The organism is Delftia sp. BGA-UO-ETr-SB1 (genome assembly GCF_059567865.1).
Genome location: NZ_JCAQOW010000004.1, coordinates 1,600,363 through 1,616,249 on the forward strand (window position 1 = coordinate 1,600,363; position 15,887 = coordinate 1,616,249).

Below are 15,887 nucleotides of genomic sequence, written 5' to 3' on the forward strand. Positions count from 1 at the left end.
GCGGAAGGAACCGGCCAGTGTACGTTTCGGCACTCAACCCTGCTGGCTAAGGGTCTTGCTCCAGCCCCCTGATACGGCCTTCCTGCTGCTGCCAGCCCGACCTCTTTGCGGCCTCCTGCGCCAGATAGGCCTTGGGCGTGTGCCCGGACCAGCGGCGGAAGGCCCGCGCAAACACCTTGGGAGAGTCGTAGCCCGCGTTCTCTGCGATGCGGGCCGATGACAGCCCGCCGGCTTCCATCTGCTGGGCGGCCAGCGCCATGCGGTGCGCCGTCAGGTAGCCGATGGGCGTGGCGCCCACCAGCTGCTTGAAACGCATGCTGAAGCGGGTGCGCGACATGCCGGCCTCGGCCGCCAGCGTCTCCACGCTCCAGCTGCGCTGCGGCTCCCGGTGCATGCAGACGATGGCGCGGGCAATGCAGGCATCGCCCAGGCCCCGCAGCCAGCCTTCACCCACGGCGGCCTCGCGCGCCAGGTGCTCGCGCAGGATGTTGACCAGCAAAAGCTCGCCCATGCGCGCGGCCGACAGGCGCCAGCCCGGGCGCCGCGCCAGCGTCTCCAGCGTGAGCGACTGCATGGTGGCGGCCAGGCAATCGGCCAGTGGCAGATCGCTTGCACGTATGTGGATGAGCGGCGGCAGGATGCGGAACACCGAATGCCGGCAATAGGCTGAAAACCACAGCAGGGCCGAAAACATGTCGGTCGCCTCGCCCCCGCCGCCATGGCTGAAGACCAGCGGATTCTCGTCCTGCGGGCCTTCGGCATGTCGGGAGATCAGCCGCGAGAACAGCTCGCAGGCCATGCCCAGGTCCGAGGCCACCACATGTGCCGCACCCATGGGCAGCATGACCAGGTCGCCCGGCTCGACCCGCAGCGGCTGCATGCCCTCCACCTGTATCCAGTAGGGCGCGCCGCGCGCCATGCGGATCATGGCGCCCGTGACGCCCGTGGACTTCAGGCTCCACGGCGCGGTCAGCGCAAAACGCGCCGTCACGGCGCGCTCTGACCGGCAAATATCGAGAACTTCGCTCAGCACATCCATGGGGTCGTGGCATCCTTGATTCCGGGCCGATGTTAGCCAGCGCCGGCCTCGCAACCACCCGGCAGGGCTAGCTGTTTACCCTAGGCTGAAGATCCTGCTGCGCCGCCTGCACCAGCTCGGAGAACTGCCGGGCGCTGCCCAGCCGCTCGGCAGCCAGCAGTGCCAGCTTGACCAGAAACAGCTCGGACTGCTGCGGGCCTGCCGCGTCAATGGCCGTGGCCAGTTGGTCGTAGACGGCCTCCAGACCGGCGATATCCAGGGTGCCGGGCGATTCAAGCGTGTCTGGCGATGTGTGTGCTGGGCTCATGCCTGGGCTCCTTGCGTGCAGGTGGCGTTGTCGAGTGCGGATTGCAGGCGCCGCGCATCCAGCGCCAGCCAGCGTGCGCAGACGTGCTGGTCGGGCCGCAGCAGGTAGGCGGCGCCAGAAGGTGGATCAGCGGGCACGCCATGGCGTTCGCGGCAGCGGCCCTGACTATCGGAAAGGGTCAGGTCAGCGCCCTGAACTGGCTGCGGCTGCGCCTGGCTGGAGATGGCCACGATGCGCAGGCCCACGCCGCGGCCGCGCACCACGCGGGCAACCTCGCTCAACGCGGGCGGCACGGCCGAGCCATCGGTGAAATACAGCAGGTCGAATCCGCCGCCCAGGTGGTCCAGCAGATAGTCGTCCGGCGCCAGGCACACGTTCTGCGGCGGCGCGCCATGGGCAGGACCGCCCTTGAACAAATGGTTGTCGTCGTCCCTGCTGTTGAGGGGCGAGCGGGCGTACTCATGGGGGCGAGATGTGCGCCAGTGGTACAGCGGGCGCACGAAGGCCTGGGTGAGCGACAGCGACAGCACGGCATCGCGCAGCAGCCGGAAGCCGCGCGAAGGCGGCGCCATGAAGCGCGTGCTCTTGCCGGCCTCTTCGACAATCTCGCGCGCCGCGCCCACGCGCTCGCTGCTGTAGCTGTCCAGCAAGCGGGCCGGCGCCACGCCGCGCGCCACCAGGGCCAGGCGCCAGGCCAGGGCCTGGGCGTCCTGGAAACCGGTGTTGGCGCCGCGGACCCCGAAGATGGGCAGCAGGTGGGCCGCATCGCCCGTGAAGACCACGCGGCCGTGCACGTAGTCCGGCAAGGTCAGCGCGCGCGCCGAATAGACCGAGCTCCAGTCCATCTCCCAGGGGGTGCCGCCAAAGCCGATCATCTCCAGTTGCGCATCGATGCGCGCCTTGAGCGATTCGGGCTGCAGTGCCTGCTGCGGATCTTCGCCCGCAGGCAACTGGTAGTCCACGCGCCAGATGCCGTGCGGCTCGCGGTGCATGAGGATGGTGTTGCCGGGGTTCCACACCGGATCGAAGAAGGCCAGGCGCTCGGTGGGCAGCGGCAGGTCGATGCGGATGTCGGCAATCACGAAGCGGCCTTCGTATGACGCCCCTTCCATGACCAGGCCCATGGCCGTGCGTATGCCCGAGCGTGCGCCATCGGCTGCGACCAGCCAGTCGGATTCCAGCGCATACGGCCCCTCGGGCGTGTCCACCTGCAGCCGCGCTTTTGCAGCGGCGCCTTCGCCAGCCTGCTCCACCCGCTCCACGCGGTTGCCCCAGCGCAACTCGATCAGCGGATGGGCCAGCACGGCATCGACCAGGTACTCCTCCAGGTACTGCTGCTGCAGGTTGGTCATGGGGAAGAAGCGGTCGTCCTCGCTGTGCGGTGCTTCCATGCGAAACACGCGCTGGCCCCGGTAGAAGGAGTTGCCAAAGCGCCATGGCAGCCCGCTGTCGCTGACCCGCCCGGCCACGCCCACCTGCTGGAGTATCTCCATGGAGCGGCGCGTGAAGACGATGGCGCGGCTGCCTTCGGATACCTGCAGCTCGGACTCCAGCAGCACGCATCGCTGCCCGTGGCGCGCCAGCTCCAGTGCCGTGGTCAGGCCTACCGGCCCCGTTCCGACGATGACGACGGGGTGCCGCTGCACCCCCGGATGCTCCGATGGCAGCCAGGGCCGATGCACCTGGTAGCGGTAGTAGATGGACTGCCTGGGCTGGGCATGGGGCTGGTGCATGGGGGTCTCCGTCGTGCGTCTTGTTCAGGGCGCAGTGTAGGCAGCACCGGCCATGGCGATGTCCCCAGATGGGGACAGACTGCGGCGCCCGCCTCCGGGGCTCAGGACAGCGACTCGGGCGCCATCAACAAGGCAAACAGCTCACGCTGCCCCTGCACGCCCAGTTTGGCGCAGACCCGCTTGAGATAGGTTCGCGCGCTGGACACGGTGATGCCCAGGCGCTGCGCCAGCCGCTCGGCATCAAGTCCCTCGATCACGCAGCGCACCACGTCCAGATCGCGCTGCGTGAGATGGGCAAAGCGCCCGGCCAGGCGCGCCAGCACCAGCCCCGCCAGATCGTCCTGCAGCGCCTGGCCCGCATAGTGCAGGCGCATGGCCTGCATGACCAGGGGCGCAAAGGCTTCGATGCGTGCGATGGACTGCGCATCAAGGCAGCCGTGCTCCTCGCCCCGGTACAGGTTCACTGCCAGCCACCGCGCGCCAGGCTGCAGGGTCAGCAGCGAGAGCCGCTCCACCAGGCGCGGCAACCCATAGCAGACATGGCGGTACTCGGGATGGCTGACATCGCAGGGGCGCTGGCGGTGCAGCCAGACGCGCGCGGGAGCCTGGGGGTCGCGCTGCTGCCGCGCAAGTTCCGCCTGCATCACGCGCTGCGCGCCGTCGAGCGGATAGAAGCGCTCGCTGTAGTCCTGCGAAATCATGGGCAGCGCCCCCGTGCGTGCCCGGTCGCCAAAACCCACGATGCGCGGCCGCGATCGGCCCTGGAACGAGAAGATGGTGCACTGCGCCAGCGGCACGTGCCGGCCCAGCAAATGCAGCAACTGCCCGGCCACCTCGTCGCTGCTGGCGCTGGAGCGGCCCACCTGCTCCAGCAACGCCGTCACATCGCCCAGGGGCACGGGCAGGCTGGCGTCGCTGGCGGAGGCAGGCGCCAGCAGCCAATGGCTGCGCCCTGTGTCAGCGCTCATGGTTCCTGCAGGAATGCAAAAAGGCCGGCGCTTCGCGCAGCCGGCCTGGGTGGGTATGTGGAAACTGGAATGATAAATCCAGCGCAGCGAGGCAAGAGCCTGCTGCGCCTGGTTCGCGGCCTGTTCGCTTGAGGGTCACCGCCTGTCGGCGGGCCGCTGCACGGTCCAGCCGGACCTGACAGCACTGATGCCGCTGCAGGCCCTTGGCCAGGCGGCACCTGCCATCACCATTCGCCGACGTTGCGGATGCGCTGGTCCAGATCCAGAGGAATGCCGCCGCCAGCGGCTTCATGGTCCTGACCAGCTTGCTCCAGCGCCATGGGCGGGGGACTGAAATGATCGCGGCCAAAGGTGTGTTCGGTGAGAACGGGATCGCGGGAAGGTGGGGTGTTCATGGTTGCGCCTCCTTGACAGAAAGCTTACTGCGAATCTTTCACGATTTCTGTAGGACAAACCTGGATGCAACCCTCTGAAGCTGAAATGACACAAGGTACGCATGCTCACAAATGTGTAGCGCTTCGTAATAAAGGCGTAATGAATCCATGCGCCAAACCCCGGGCCAGGGGCGATCGGGTAAGCTTGCCGCCCTCCATGCCACAGACACTCCGCGCGCCCGCGCACAGCGAACTCATCATCAAGAAAAGCCGCTTCATCGGTTGCGTGCAGCCGATGGCCGACCGCGCCAGCGCCCAGGCGGTGGTCGATGCGCTATGGCGCGAGCACCCCGGCGCCGCCCATGTCTGCTGGGCGCTGCTGGCAGGCGGCCAGTCGGCAGCCGTCGATGATGGCGAGCCCAGCGGCACGGCAGGCCGCCCCATGCTGGACGTGCTGCGCCACCAGGACCTGGAAGGCGTGCTGGCCACCGTGGTGCGCTACTTCGGCGGCGTCAAGCTGGGCGCAGGTGGCCTGGTGCGCGCCTACACCGATGCCGTGGCCCAGGCCTTGCTGACCGCCGAGAAAGTGACACTGCAGCGCATGCAATCGCTGCGCTGCGCCGTGCCCTATGCGCTGGAAGGCCTGGTGCGCCGCGAGATCGATGCAGCAGGCGCCGAACTGCTCCAGGTCGAGCATGGCTCCCTGGTGCAGTTCGATCTGCGCCTGCCGCAGTCGCAGGCTGAAGGCTTTGTGAGCCGCCTCAACGAGAGCGGTCAAGGACGCGTGGGCTGGATGGAAGTCCACCACGGCGAATGAGATGCGCCGGGCTCAAGCAGTTCAACCGGCCACCAGAAACCGCTGCGCCAGCAGCACCCAATAGGCGGCGCCCACGGCGATGTTGTCGTCGTTGAAGTCATAGCCCGGGTTGTGCACCATGCAGGCGCCTTGCTCGCTTCCCTCGCCATTGCCAATCAGCAGATAGCTGCCTGGCACGCGCTGCAGCATGAAGGCAAAGTCTTCGCTGCCCGGCAAGGGTGGCGCCTGCAGCGTGACATGTTCCGGACCCAGCAGCTCCAGCGCGATCTGGCGCGCGAAGTCCGTCTCCTTGGGCGTGTTGACCAGCACCGCATAGCCGGGTCGCCACTCGAGTTGCGCCTGCACGCCGAAGCTCTCGGCCTGCGCACTCACCAGTTCGCGAATGCGCTGCTCCAGCAGCCTGCGCACATCGGCATCCAACGCACGCACGCTCAACTCCAGCACAGCGCTGTGGGCAATCACGTTGTTGGCCTTGCCCGCATGGATGGCGCCCACGGTCACCACCGCCATCTGCAGCGGATCGATGTTGCGCGAGACGATGGTCTGCAAGGCCATGACGATGCTGGCGGCCGCCACGATGGGATCGGCCGTGCGGTGCGGCATGGCGCCATGCCCTCCCACGCCGGTGAGAGTGAGCGTGGCGTAGTCGGAGGACGCCATGGCTGCGCCCTCGCGCAGCGCCAGCCTCCCTTGGGGCATGCCCGGCATGTTGTGCATGGCAAAGATGGCGTCGCAGGGGTGGCGCTCGAACAGCCCGTCTTCCATCATGCGCAGGGCACCGCCGCCGCCCTCCTCCGCAGGCTGGAAGATCAGCGTGAGCGTTCCGTCGAAGCCGCCGTGCTCGGCCAGATGCCGGGCCGCTGCCAGCAGCATGGCGGTATGGCCGTCATGGCCGCAGGCATGCATCACGCCGTCATGCTTGCTGGCGTGGGCGAAGGCATTGGTCTCGGCGATGGGCAGCGCGTCCATGTCGGCGCGCAGGCCCAGGCGCCGGCTGCCGCTGCCGCGCACCAGCCGCCCCACCACGCCCGTGCCGCCCAGGCCGCGCTCCACCTGGTATCCCCATTGCTCCAGTTGCTGCGCGACCAGGGCGCTGGTGCGGTGCTCCTCGAAACCCAGTTCGGGGTGCCTGTGGATGTCGCGGCGCACATCGACGAAAGCTGCGGCCGAGCCGCGCAAAGTGTCCAGAAGGGTGTTCATGTGCGGCGTCTCACTGGGGTTGCAGGCGGATGGAGCGGGCAATGCTGCGGTAGCGGGCGGTCTCGGCCTCATAGAACTGCGCGGCTTCGGCCAGCGACATGGGCGCTGCGGCCAGCTGCGTCTGCAGGGCCAATTGCTCGCGCACACCCGGGTCCTTGAGCATGGCGCCTATCGCCTGGTGCAGCCTTTGCACCACCTCCTGCGGCGTGTCCTTGCGCACCAGAAAGCTGGTCCAGGTCTTGTAGGCGAAGTTTTTCAGCTCCCGGCCCTCACGCACCGTGGGCACATTCTTGAGCAACTCCGATCGCTGCTCCCCCAGCTGGCCCAGGATCTTGAGCCGGCCCTGCTCGGCCAGCGCGCCCATGGCTGCGCTGTAGACGAGCACAGCGAAATCGACTTGCCCGCTGCCTATGTCCTGCAGCAGCGGCGCGTTGCCCTTGTAGGGCGCATGCATGAGTTGTATGCCAGCGTCCTGCTGCACCTTCTCCAGAATCAGGTGGTAGAGCGAGCCAATCCCGACGCTGCCGTACGACAGCGGCCGGCTGGCGCTTTTGCGGGCCAGCGCGATCAGCTCGTCCACATTGCCGGCCTCCAGGTCCTTGCGGGCGACAAACACCATCACGGCCTCGGCCACGGGATGGACCAGGCGGAAATCCTCCGTCTTGAGCCGCACGGCCGCATTGGCCAGGGGCGACAGGATCACCTCGTTGGGCGAGCCCTGGAAGACGTAGTGCCCGTCAGGCGGAGCGGCCAGCACCTTCTGCGCGGCCATGGCGCCGCTCACGCCGCCCAGGTTCTCCACGATGACCTGCTGGCCCAGTGCCTTGGACAGCGGCACGCTGAAGATGCGGGCAATGGCATCCGAAGGGCCGCCGGCCGGATAGGGAACCATCAGGCTCACGGGCCTGGAGGACGGGCTCTGCGCACAGGCCAGGCCCGCGCTCAGCAGCAGGCCGGCGCCCGTCAGCCAAACGCGCTGGAACAAAAATCTCATCATGTCTCCTTGGTGGATGGCTCCGGCTCGGTCGGCCGGATACGCGGCATCCTAGGAGCCGGGTCATCGAACGTCCAATGCATTGTTGGCTGCATTAGCATGAGTTTCATGCAGACTTCAGGGCGCGAAAAATCATGACGCTGGTGCAGCTCAGGCATCTCATATCGGTGGCGCAGACCGGCTCCTTCAGCCGCTCGGCCGAGGCCATGCATCTGACACAGCCGGCCCTCAGCCGCAGCGTGCGCGCGCTGGAGCAGGAGCTGGGCATACCCTTGTTCGACCGCATCGGCCGCCACAGCGAACTCACAGCCTTCGGCCGCGAGATGTTGGGACGGGCGCGCGCCCTGGTGGCTGAAGCCGACGAGCTGCGTGACAGGGGGCGCCAATTGCGCGAGGGTGCGGCCGGCACCGTGCGTGTGGGCCTGGGATCGGGCCCCGGCGCAATATTGATGACGCCGTTCCTGCAGCACATGACCGTGCACCATCCCGGCGTGCGAACCGAGGTGGCGCGCGGCAGCACCGATCTGCTGGTGCACTCGCTACGCGAGCGCCTGCTCGACGCCCTGGTCGTGGACCTGCGCGCGCTGAGGCCCGCACCCGACCTTGCGCTGGACGTCGTGCACGAAATGCGCGCCGCCTTCATGTGCCGCACCGACCATCCACTGGCCCGCCTGCAGCGGGATCTGCGCTTCGAGGATGTGCAGCGCTACCCCGTCGCCTCCACCCCGCTGAGCGACCAGGTGGCCTGGCTGCTGGTGGAGACCTATGGCGCCATGGCCCACCCGGCGCGGTTCGTCACACTGCAGTGCGAGGAGCTGCCCAGCCTCGTGGACGTTGCGCGCAACAGCGACACCGTGCTGCTGGCCGTTCGCGCCGTCGCCCCGGACCTGGCCGAATTGCCCATGGACCCGCCCATGCGCAGCACCGCCCGCTTCGGACTGGTCACGCTGCGTCAGCGCAGCGAGGCGCCGACGCTGGCAATCCTGCGAGGCCTGATGGTCGATTTGATGTGCGATGGCCCTCCAGCCGTCGCATAGGCAAGGCCTCTGCCCTGCCCGGCCGGGCTGAGGCCTCTGCAAGGGCCGACAAGGACCACAGGCAGCGCTTCAGCGGCGGTCTTGGGTCGGCCACCAGGGATATGCGAAATCGGCTTGAAACGAAGGCAGTTGTGCTCAAAACAGAAAATGATCATCGATCAGTTTTTGCTGGACATCTTTACCCATTCCAACCAATGAAGAATATCCACCAAAAGAGTAAATTGGATTTTCCAATGACCACATCCCTATACTATTTGCTTGGACTCCACATGACCAAAAAGCCGCAATGGCAACTGACACTGCCGCTGTAAATCTTGCATATCGCTTTTTCATAAAATCACCTTTTTTGGATTTGAAATGATTTCAGGCTTTCATGGCGCACACAGGTTCTGTATGAAAGCGTGCGTCGCAAGCTGCGTGACTTCGCTTTTGCCTGTCATATAGCAGCCATCCTGGCTCAGTGCCGAGGCCGCACTGTTCTCGCCGCCTGCGAGGGTTCCCTGGTCCACCGTGCCGCCCGTCGGCGTCCAAGTGATAGCGTGGGAACTTCCATCGCCAAGCTCGCTGCGACCCGCCACCGTTCCGTTGTCACCGATATCCACCACACGTGCATTCATGCCGCCAGGCAGCGGAGGAATATCGCGGATGACACCGGTCTGGCTGTTCCAGTAATAGGGCATGCTGCGCCCGTCTGCCAACTGGTAGTGCCCAATCACCTCGCCGAGGATGTTGAGATCGACGCCGCTGTTTCGCGCGGGCGGGGACGATATGGACAGCACCTGCGGACTGGAGGACGAGTTGAGCCAGACGACGGTGCGTCCACCTTGGGCACCAAAATCGCAGTAGCCCATGATGCGGGTATTGACGACGGTCTTTGCGCGGCAGAAGACGGCATTGAGAGGCAGGTTCAGGGCCGTGGCCATATAGCCGCCCAGGACTGCGGCAGACCAATAGACAGGACGCGGATGCCCGCTGTTGTCGGGACAGTTGCCCACGATGCCCGGCATGTTGCCGCCCACCACGAAATTGTCCACATCGGACGGAATGCAGTTGGTGCTGTTCAGGCCCAGCAGGCCCGCCGGCAGCGCGCGTGCCGTGGTTTCATTGTTGCGCCACATAACAGGGCGGGCCGTGTTGCTGCCGCTCAGGCTGACGCCAGCCACATAGCCGCCCTGGTTGAATGCCGTGGGCATGCTGCGCACATCGAGCGTCAGCGGCTGCAGTGTCTGCACCGTGGCCGGCGTGGCCGCATTCCAGAACACGCCCACGGACACCGAATTGCCGTCCAGGCAGCTGCCCACCACCTGGCCGCTGTTGGTGATGGCCGCCGCGTTGCAGTTGCGCCCCGGCGACAGGCGCACAAGGTCTGCCGCACTGCCCGGCGCCAGCGACACGAAGCCTGCGGACGAGCCGTCGCTCTCTGCACAGGAGCCCACGACGTGGCCGCTGTTGTTGATGTCCAGGCCCACGCATTGCGGGCCTGCCGACGTGCCCACGTCCTGCATGGGCAGGGCCTGCGCGGCCGGCAGCGCCAGCAACGCAAGGCACGCAACGGAAAAATTCAAATGCTTTGGCTGAAGGCGCATGAAGGGTTCTCCTGAAAAAGCAAAGAAGTCGTTCATGGAAATAGGGCGCCGAACAGGAAATCCGCATGGGGCTTGGCATATGCGCGCCGGTGCAGACGCTATTTCCGTGATCCGCGTCCCGGCTCCACGATAGGCATCGCGGTATGGAGCCGTCCATCCGAGCAGCAATCAAAACAACAAAAACAATCAACAAAATCAAAAGCTTGCAAAAGAATCCCCCATCAATAATTGTCTCATCGGCATCCGGGATTCAGGCCATGCCACAGCGCAGCGCCATATGAATGGGAGCTTTCCATGGCAATCAAACACTGCCTGACATCCGACAGCGCATGGCCGAATGGCGCAATTCGCCGCCGCTGGAGTCCCGCAGAACTGCTTGCACTCGAACGCTGGGCCGGCGTCCTGCCCGTGCAGGTGATCTGCCGCCGGCTGAACCGCAGCGAGCGCTCCGTTCGCTGCCAGATGCACAGGCGCGGCCTGAGCACCCGGGTCCGCGAGGGCGTCGGGCTGCGGCAGGTCTGCGAGGACCTGCAGTTGTCCGCCCGGACGGTGAAGGCCTTCATCCTCGATGGCCGCCTGCGCCTGCACAGCGCACAGGTGCACGGCGGGGTGGTGGCGCAGCTTGATTGGTCCCTGCGCCGCTGGCTGCAGACGGCACAAAGCCGCTTGTGCCGTGTCAGCCATTTGAGGGTTACCGAGACATCCCTCAGGCGCTTTGCGCGGGAAGCGGATTTCGGCGCATCAGGCAGCCGCACGGACGCGGCATGGCAACACTGGGCATCCGGCTAGCCCCTGCGCGGCACGGGCCGGGCCTGAATGTCCAGCAGCGGTTTCGGCCCTTCGCCTACGACTGCCGCGAGCGCCAGCATGCAGACTGGCACGCATGTCCCATGGCAGGCGAGGCAGTCATCTCGACCATCTGTCGGCACTCCCGTCGGCACACCTTTCGGCACATCCACCGGCAGCGGATACCTCCTCGGGACCTGGTGCCACAGTCAAAGGAATCAGACAGCATGAAAAACCCACCCACCACCGCCCTCGACGTGATCATCGTCGGTGCCGGCTCGGCCGGACTGTCGGCATTGCGCGAGGTGCGCAAGCACACGGAGCATTTCGCCATCGTCAACGACGGGCCCTGGGGAACGACCTGTGCGCGGGTGGGATGCATGCCGTCCAAGCTCCTGATCGAGGCGGCCAACGCCTTCCATGCGCGCCATCACTTCGATACCTTCGGCATACGCGGCGCGAGCGGGCTGCAGCTGGACCTGCCCGCCGTTTTGCGCCGCGTGCGCAAGCTGCGAGACGAGTTCGTGGCAAGCACGATCAAGGCCACGGAGGGCCTGGGCTGGCGGGCCATCGACGGGCGTGCCAGGCTGCTGGCAGCCAATCGGATCGAGGTCAACGGCAAGGTGCTGGCTGCGCGCAAGCTCATCCTCGCTCCGGGCTCCAGCCCCGTGGTGCCCGAGGAATGGAAGCGCTTTGGCAAGCGCATCCTGACCACGGACACCTTGTTCGAACGCAAGACGCTGGGCCCGCGCGTGGCCGTCGTCGGCCTGGGTCCGCTGGGCGTGGAGATTGCACAGGCGCTGGCACGGCTGGGACTGGAGGTCACCGCACTGGGACGCGGCCCGAAGCTGGCGGGATTGTCCGATCCGAACGTTACCGATGCATTGCGGCATCTGCTTGAGAAAGAGATGACGGTGATCACCGACCATGAAGTGCAGTTGAGCAAGGGCCCGGACAGCAGCATCGTCGTGCGTGCAGGCGACACCCGCATTGTCGTGGACCACGTGGTGGCCGCCATGGGTCGGCGCCCGCAGCTCGAAGGCCTGGGGCTGGAGACGCTGGGGCTTGAGCTGGACGAGCATGGGCAGCCGCCCGTGAGCCGCGAGACACTGCAGGTCGGCGAGCTGCCGCTGTTCCTCGCGGGCGATGCCAATGGCGACCGCCCCTTGTTGCATGAGGCCGTGGACGAAGGCCATATCGCGGGCACCAATGCCATGGCAGAGAACGTGGCCTGCTTCGAGCGGCGCACGCCGCTGTCCATCGTCTTCAGCTCGCCCCAGGCAGCCGTCGTGGGCCAGCCCATGAAGGCGCTGCTGGGTCAGGACTTTGTGGTGGGCCGTGTGGACTTTGCGCACCAGGGACGCGCCCGTGCTGCGCAGCGCAACGCGGGCCTGCTTCACGTCTATGCGGACCCGGCCAGCGGCCTGCTGCTGGGCGCGGAAATGTGCGCACCGGGCGGCGAGCATCTGGCCCATCTGCTGGCCCTGGCCGTGCAGCAGCAACTAACCGTGCACGAGCTGCTGCGTGCGCCCTTCTACCACCCCGTGCTGGAAGAGGGCCTGCGCACCGCCCTGCGCGACGCGGTAAGCCAGTTGCGCGAGCCGCCGCCCTCCGACCTGGGCAACTGCGATCCCTTGCCCATGGACGATTGATCGCGCGCGGCCCAGGGCCGCACGCGGATCAAGCCCGGGGCGCGCTCTGCGGTGCGCTTCCTTCCGACAGCGTCCAGCCGCCATTGCCATCGACCGCCAGCGCGTGGGTATGGAAACCCGCCAGCGTGCTGCGGTGGCCCACGCTCACCAGCATGGTCGAGCGCATCTGCTCGCGCAGCAGGTTGTACAGCGCATGCTCCAGGCCCTCGTCCATGGCCGAGGTGGATTCATCGAGAAAGACGATGGCGGGCCGGTTGAACAGCACGCGGGCAAAGGCCAGGCGCTGCTGCTCGCCAATCGACAGGATGCGGGACCAATCCTGGTTGACATCCAGCTTGTCGGCCAGGTGGGCCAGGCTGACCTGGCGCAGCGCCTGCTGCAGCCGCTCGTCGTCCTGCGGCGATGCATCGGCGGGATAGGCAATGGCCGTGCGCAGGTCACCCAGGGGCAGATACGGACGCTGAGACAGGAACAGCGCCTGGTGGCCGCCCGGGCGGCCCACCGTGCCTTCGGCGTGCGGCCACAGGCCGGCAATGGACCGCAGCAAGGTGGTCTTGCCGCTGCCCGAAGGCCCCTTGATCAGCAACGCCTGGCCGGGAATGAGCTTCAGTTGCAGGCCGCTGAGCAGGTGGTGGCCATCAGGGCGGCTGACCTGCAGACCCTCGATGTCCAGGGCGCCGGGTTGCTCTTTGTGGACGACCTGGGGCAGTTCGCGGGTCTGGGCATTGGCATCCAGAAAGCCGCACAGGCGGTCCAGCGCAGCGCGGTACTGGGCGAAGGTGTCGTACGAGGTTCGGAAAAATGACAGCGCATCCTGCACCTGCCCAAAGGCCTGCGAGGTCTGCATCACATCACCGAGCTTGATGGCACCGCTGAAAAAGCGCGGCGCCTGCAGCAGAAAGGGAAAGACCACGGCCACCTGGTTGACGGTGAGGTTGAAGCCGTCGAACTTCAGGCTGCGGTAGACCAGGGCCCAGACATTGGCGATCAACGCCGAGAATCGCGTCAAAAGCGTGTTGCGCTCGATGGCCGCGCCCTGGTAGAAGGCGATGTTCTCCGCGTATTCGCGCACGCGCACCAGGGCATAGCGGAAGTTGGCGGTCAGCCTCTCATTCAGGAAGTTCAGCCGGATCAGCGGCTGGCCCAGGCGAAAGGCGATCAGCGTGGCGATGATCACATAGACGTAGACCGCAAAGACCATGGCCCGCGGAACCTCCACGCCCGCCACGGCAATGGGCGCGGACAGCCCCCAGAGAATGCCCGTGAACGCCACCAGCGAGACCACGGCGCTGACGGCGCCCAGCGCCAGGGTCAGCGAGTTCGAGACAAAGGTGTTCACATCCAGCTCGATGCGCTGGTCGGGGTTGTCCACCGGCTCGTCCAGGAAGTGGCTGCGGTAGTAGGCATCGCCGCGCATCCAGTCGGTGGTCACGCGCTCATTGAGCCAGACCCGCCAGCGGATGCGGAACGCCTGGTTCACGTAGTAATTGAACAGCTCGCGCATCACATGGATGGTGGCCAGCACCGCGAAGATGCCCAGGAATCGCCAAAAGCCCTTCTGGTCCAGTTCCTGCAGCGCGCTGTAGAACCCGTTGTACCAGTAGGAAAACAGCACGTTCATGCGCACCGAGACCAGGGCCAGCACCAGCAGCAGCGTGAACACCAGCAGCGGCCACCAGCTGTTTCTGGGGTGCAGGAACGGGCCGGCCAGCTGCCAGAACTGCCGACCCCAGCGGGTGAATCGCACCACCAGCAGCGCCACGGCCGCGAAAGCCACGACGGTGATCACTGAGGCCGCCGCCAGCCAGACCAGGCTTTCCTGCAGCGCCTTGCTCCAATCCATGTCCATGCCGGAGATCCTCGGGTTGTGTGGGTGGAGAGAATCTACTCCTGTTCAGGCAGGCCGGCGGGCAGGCCCGGGTGCATGCCGGCAGCAAGCCATCTGCGCTTGCAATGCCCCCATCGCCGTTGCCGATGGGGCCGCTGCCGACGAGGCCGCTGCGCAGGATTAATATTCCGTGCGTGCCACCCCGAGGCAGGCACGGAGACAGGACCGGCCCGCACGGTTCCACCCCATGACAACAGCGATGCCGTCCCCGGGCCCTGCCCGGGCGGCCCAGATACAAGCCAGAACATGCCCGCATCGCCGCCCCAGGCCCACCCGCCACACGACCCCGCCGATGTGCCTGCCCAGCGCCCCGCCCCGGCCAACCTGCGCGACCTGTTCTGGTCCTTCACCTGGCTGGCCCTGCAGGGCTTTGGCGGCGTGCTGGCCGTGGTGCAGCGCGAGCTGGTCGAAAAAAAGCGCTGGCTGACCAACGACGAGTTCGTGGAGGACTGGGCCGTGGCCCAGATCATGCCCGGGCCCAATGTGGTCAACCTGTCCATCACCATTGGCGAGCGCTACTTCGGCTGGCGTGGCGCCGTGGTCGCCGTGTGCGGGATGCTGTGCTTTCCCATGCTGCTGGTGCTGACGCTGACCGTGATCTATTCGCAGCTGGCCGACCACCCCGCCATGGCCGGGGCGCTGCGCGGCATGGGCGCCGTCGCGGCCGGCCTGGTGGCGGGCATGGGGCTGAAGCTGACGAGCACGCTGAGCCGCCACCCGCTGGGGCGTTGGTGCAGCGCGGCCCTGGCGCTGGCCTCGTTCATTGCCATGGCCGTGCTGCGCGTGCCGCTGGCCTGGGTGCTGCTGGTGGTCGGCGGTGCCGGCTGCGTGCTGACCTGGAGAAAGCTCGCCCCATGAACGCCGCCCATCAGATCGCCCTGAACCTGCAGCCCGCCGACTGGCTGCAGTTGCTGCTGTATTTCCTGACGCTGTCGCTGATGGCCGTGGGCGGCGCCATTGCCACGGCGCCTGACATGCACCGCTTCCTGGTCGATGGCCACGGCTGGCTCAGCGAGGCGCAGTTCAGCAGCTCCATCGCCATCGCCCAGGCGGCGCCCGGGCCCAATGTGCTCTTCATCGCCCTGCTGGGCTGGAACCTGGGCCTGAACGCGGGCGGGGGCACCGGGCCGCTGGCATGGACCTTTGGCGCGCTGGGCGTGACCATCTGCATGGTCGGCATCCTGCTGCCCAGCTCCGTGCTGGCCTGGCAGGCCTCGCGCTGGGGCCAGCGCAACAAGAACCGGCGCGGCGTGCGTGCCTTCAAGCAGGGCATGGGGCCGCTGGTCATCGGGCTGCTGCTGGCCACGGGCTGGCTGCTGGGCAGCGCCAGCGGCCGCCCGGCCCAGGACTGGCGCCTGTGGCTGCTGACCCTGGCCTGCGCCCTGCTGGTGTGGCGCACGCGCATCCACCTGCTGTGGCTGCTGGGCGCGGGCGCGCTGCTGGGTGCGCTGGGCTGGATCTGAGAGGTCCTGAGGACTACCCTGGTTTTTTCGTCAAAAGGAGCCG

Annotated in this window: 16 protein-coding genes; 6 read left to right on the plus strand and 10 right to left on the minus strand. The window is 66.7% G+C overall.

The genetic code is table 11. The features are described from left to right. Positions 1–46 precede the first annotated feature (46 nt). The 5 genes from AC57B5_RS07830 to AC57B5_RS07850 all read right to left on the minus strand — a co-directional run bounded on the left by AC57B5_RS07830 (position 47) and on the right by AC57B5_RS07850 (position 4,442). Positions 47–1,039 carry an AraC family transcriptional regulator gene (locus AC57B5_RS07830; protein ID WP_043822934.1) on the minus strand — a complete coding sequence of 331 codons (993 nt, stop codon included), beginning with the start codon at positions 1,037–1,039 and terminating at the stop codon, positions 47–49. Positions 1,040–1,106: 67 nt separating this feature from the next. Beyond that, positions 1,107–1,346: a DUF2783 domain-containing protein gene (locus AC57B5_RS07835; protein ID WP_099733488.1), complete on the minus strand. Its 240-nt coding sequence runs from the start codon at positions 1,344–1,346 to the stop codon at positions 1,107–1,109. Next, positions 1,343–3,079: an FAD-dependent monooxygenase gene (locus AC57B5_RS07840; RefSeq protein ID WP_496399181.1), complete on the minus strand. Its 1,737-nt coding sequence runs from the start codon at positions 3,077–3,079 to the stop codon at positions 1,343–1,345. Before AC57B5_RS07840 ends, AC57B5_RS07835 begins: the two co-directional genes overlap by 4 nt. A 101-nt stretch (positions 3,080–3,180) precedes the next feature. Next, positions 3,181–4,047 (minus strand): helix-turn-helix transcriptional regulator, encoded by an 867-nt coding sequence (locus tag AC57B5_RS07845; protein WP_496399182.1) that lies wholly within the window; start codon positions 4,045–4,047, stop codon positions 3,181–3,183. Between the two features lie 224 nt (positions 4,048–4,271). Further along, positions 4,272–4,442 (minus strand): hypothetical protein, encoded by a 171-nt coding sequence (locus AC57B5_RS07850; RefSeq protein WP_012205835.1) that lies wholly within the window; start codon positions 4,440–4,442, stop codon positions 4,272–4,274. Between the two features lie 196 nt (positions 4,443–4,638). Here AC57B5_RS07850 and AC57B5_RS07855 point away from each other — a divergent pair, with 196 nt between their 5' ends. After that, positions 4,639–5,238 (plus strand): IMPACT family protein, encoded by a 600-nt coding sequence (locus AC57B5_RS07855; RefSeq protein WP_319073749.1) that lies wholly within the window; start codon positions 4,639–4,641, stop codon positions 5,236–5,238. Between the two features lie 21 nt (positions 5,239–5,259). Here the strand turns inward: AC57B5_RS07855 and AC57B5_RS07860 are convergent, their stop codons facing one another. Together AC57B5_RS07860 and AC57B5_RS07865 are read right to left on the minus strand one after the other, a co-directional pair. Beyond that, positions 5,260–6,438, minus strand: coding sequence for a M20 aminoacylase family protein (locus AC57B5_RS07860; RefSeq protein WP_496399183.1), 1,179 nt, complete (start codon positions 6,436–6,438; stop codon positions 5,260–5,262). A gap of 10 nt (positions 6,439–6,448) precedes the next feature. Further along, positions 6,449–7,432 carry a tripartite tricarboxylate transporter substrate binding protein gene (locus AC57B5_RS07865; RefSeq protein ID WP_496399184.1) on the minus strand — a complete coding sequence of 328 codons (984 nt, stop codon included), beginning with the start codon at positions 7,430–7,432 and terminating at the stop codon, positions 6,449–6,451. A 134-nt stretch (positions 7,433–7,566) separates the two neighbouring features. Between AC57B5_RS07865 and AC57B5_RS07870 the strand changes: the two genes are divergently transcribed. Continuing rightward, positions 7,567–8,469 (plus strand): LysR family transcriptional regulator, encoded by a 903-nt coding sequence (locus AC57B5_RS07870; protein ID WP_496399185.1) that lies wholly within the window; start codon positions 7,567–7,569, stop codon positions 8,467–8,469. Between the two features lie 135 nt (positions 8,470–8,604). On the opposite strand, the gene AC57B5_RS07875 is transcribed toward AC57B5_RS07870, so the two are convergent. Together AC57B5_RS07875 and AC57B5_RS07880 are read right to left on the minus strand one after the other, a co-directional pair. After that, positions 8,605–8,802, minus strand: a complete 198-nt coding sequence (locus tag AC57B5_RS07875) for a hypothetical protein (protein ID WP_133073094.1) — start codon at positions 8,800–8,802, stop codon at positions 8,605–8,607. A gap of 38 nt (positions 8,803–8,840) precedes the next feature. After that, complete coding sequence (locus tag AC57B5_RS07880) at positions 8,841–10,055, minus strand: HAF repeat-containing protein (RefSeq protein WP_496399186.1); 1,215 nt, start codon at positions 10,053–10,055, stop codon at positions 8,841–8,843. A 294-nt stretch (positions 10,056–10,349) separates the two neighbouring features. On the opposite strand from AC57B5_RS07880, the gene AC57B5_RS07885 reads away from it, so the two are divergent. Together AC57B5_RS07885 and AC57B5_RS07890 are read left to right on the plus strand one after the other, a co-directional pair. Then, positions 10,350–10,844 carry a hypothetical protein gene (locus AC57B5_RS07885; protein ID WP_199960358.1) on the plus strand — a complete coding sequence of 165 codons (495 nt, stop codon included), beginning with the start codon at positions 10,350–10,352 and terminating at the stop codon, positions 10,842–10,844. Between the two features lie 224 nt (positions 10,845–11,068). Beyond that, positions 11,069–12,493: a dihydrolipoyl dehydrogenase gene (locus tag AC57B5_RS07890; RefSeq protein ID WP_496399187.1), complete on the plus strand. Its 1,425-nt coding sequence runs from the start codon at positions 11,069–11,071 to the stop codon at positions 12,491–12,493. 28 nt (positions 12,494–12,521) lie between these two features. On the opposite strand, the gene AC57B5_RS07895 is transcribed toward AC57B5_RS07890, so the two are convergent. After that, positions 12,522–14,342, minus strand: a complete 1,821-nt coding sequence (locus AC57B5_RS07895; protein WP_496399188.1) for an ABC transporter ATP-binding protein/permease — start codon at positions 14,340–14,342, stop codon at positions 12,522–12,524. Positions 14,343–14,627: 285 nt separating this feature from the next. Between AC57B5_RS07895 and AC57B5_RS07900 the strand changes: the two genes are divergently transcribed. Next, positions 14,628–15,239, plus strand: coding sequence for a chromate transporter (locus AC57B5_RS07900; RefSeq protein ID WP_496399189.1), 612 nt, complete (start codon positions 14,628–14,630; stop codon positions 15,237–15,239). Beyond that, entirely contained in the window at positions 15,236–15,844 is a 609-nt protein-coding gene (locus tag AC57B5_RS07905) for a chromate transporter (protein ID WP_096916451.1), read from the plus strand. The genes AC57B5_RS07900 and AC57B5_RS07905 overlap by 4 nt, the downstream gene beginning before the upstream one ends. Positions 15,845–15,887: the final 43 nt, after the last annotated feature.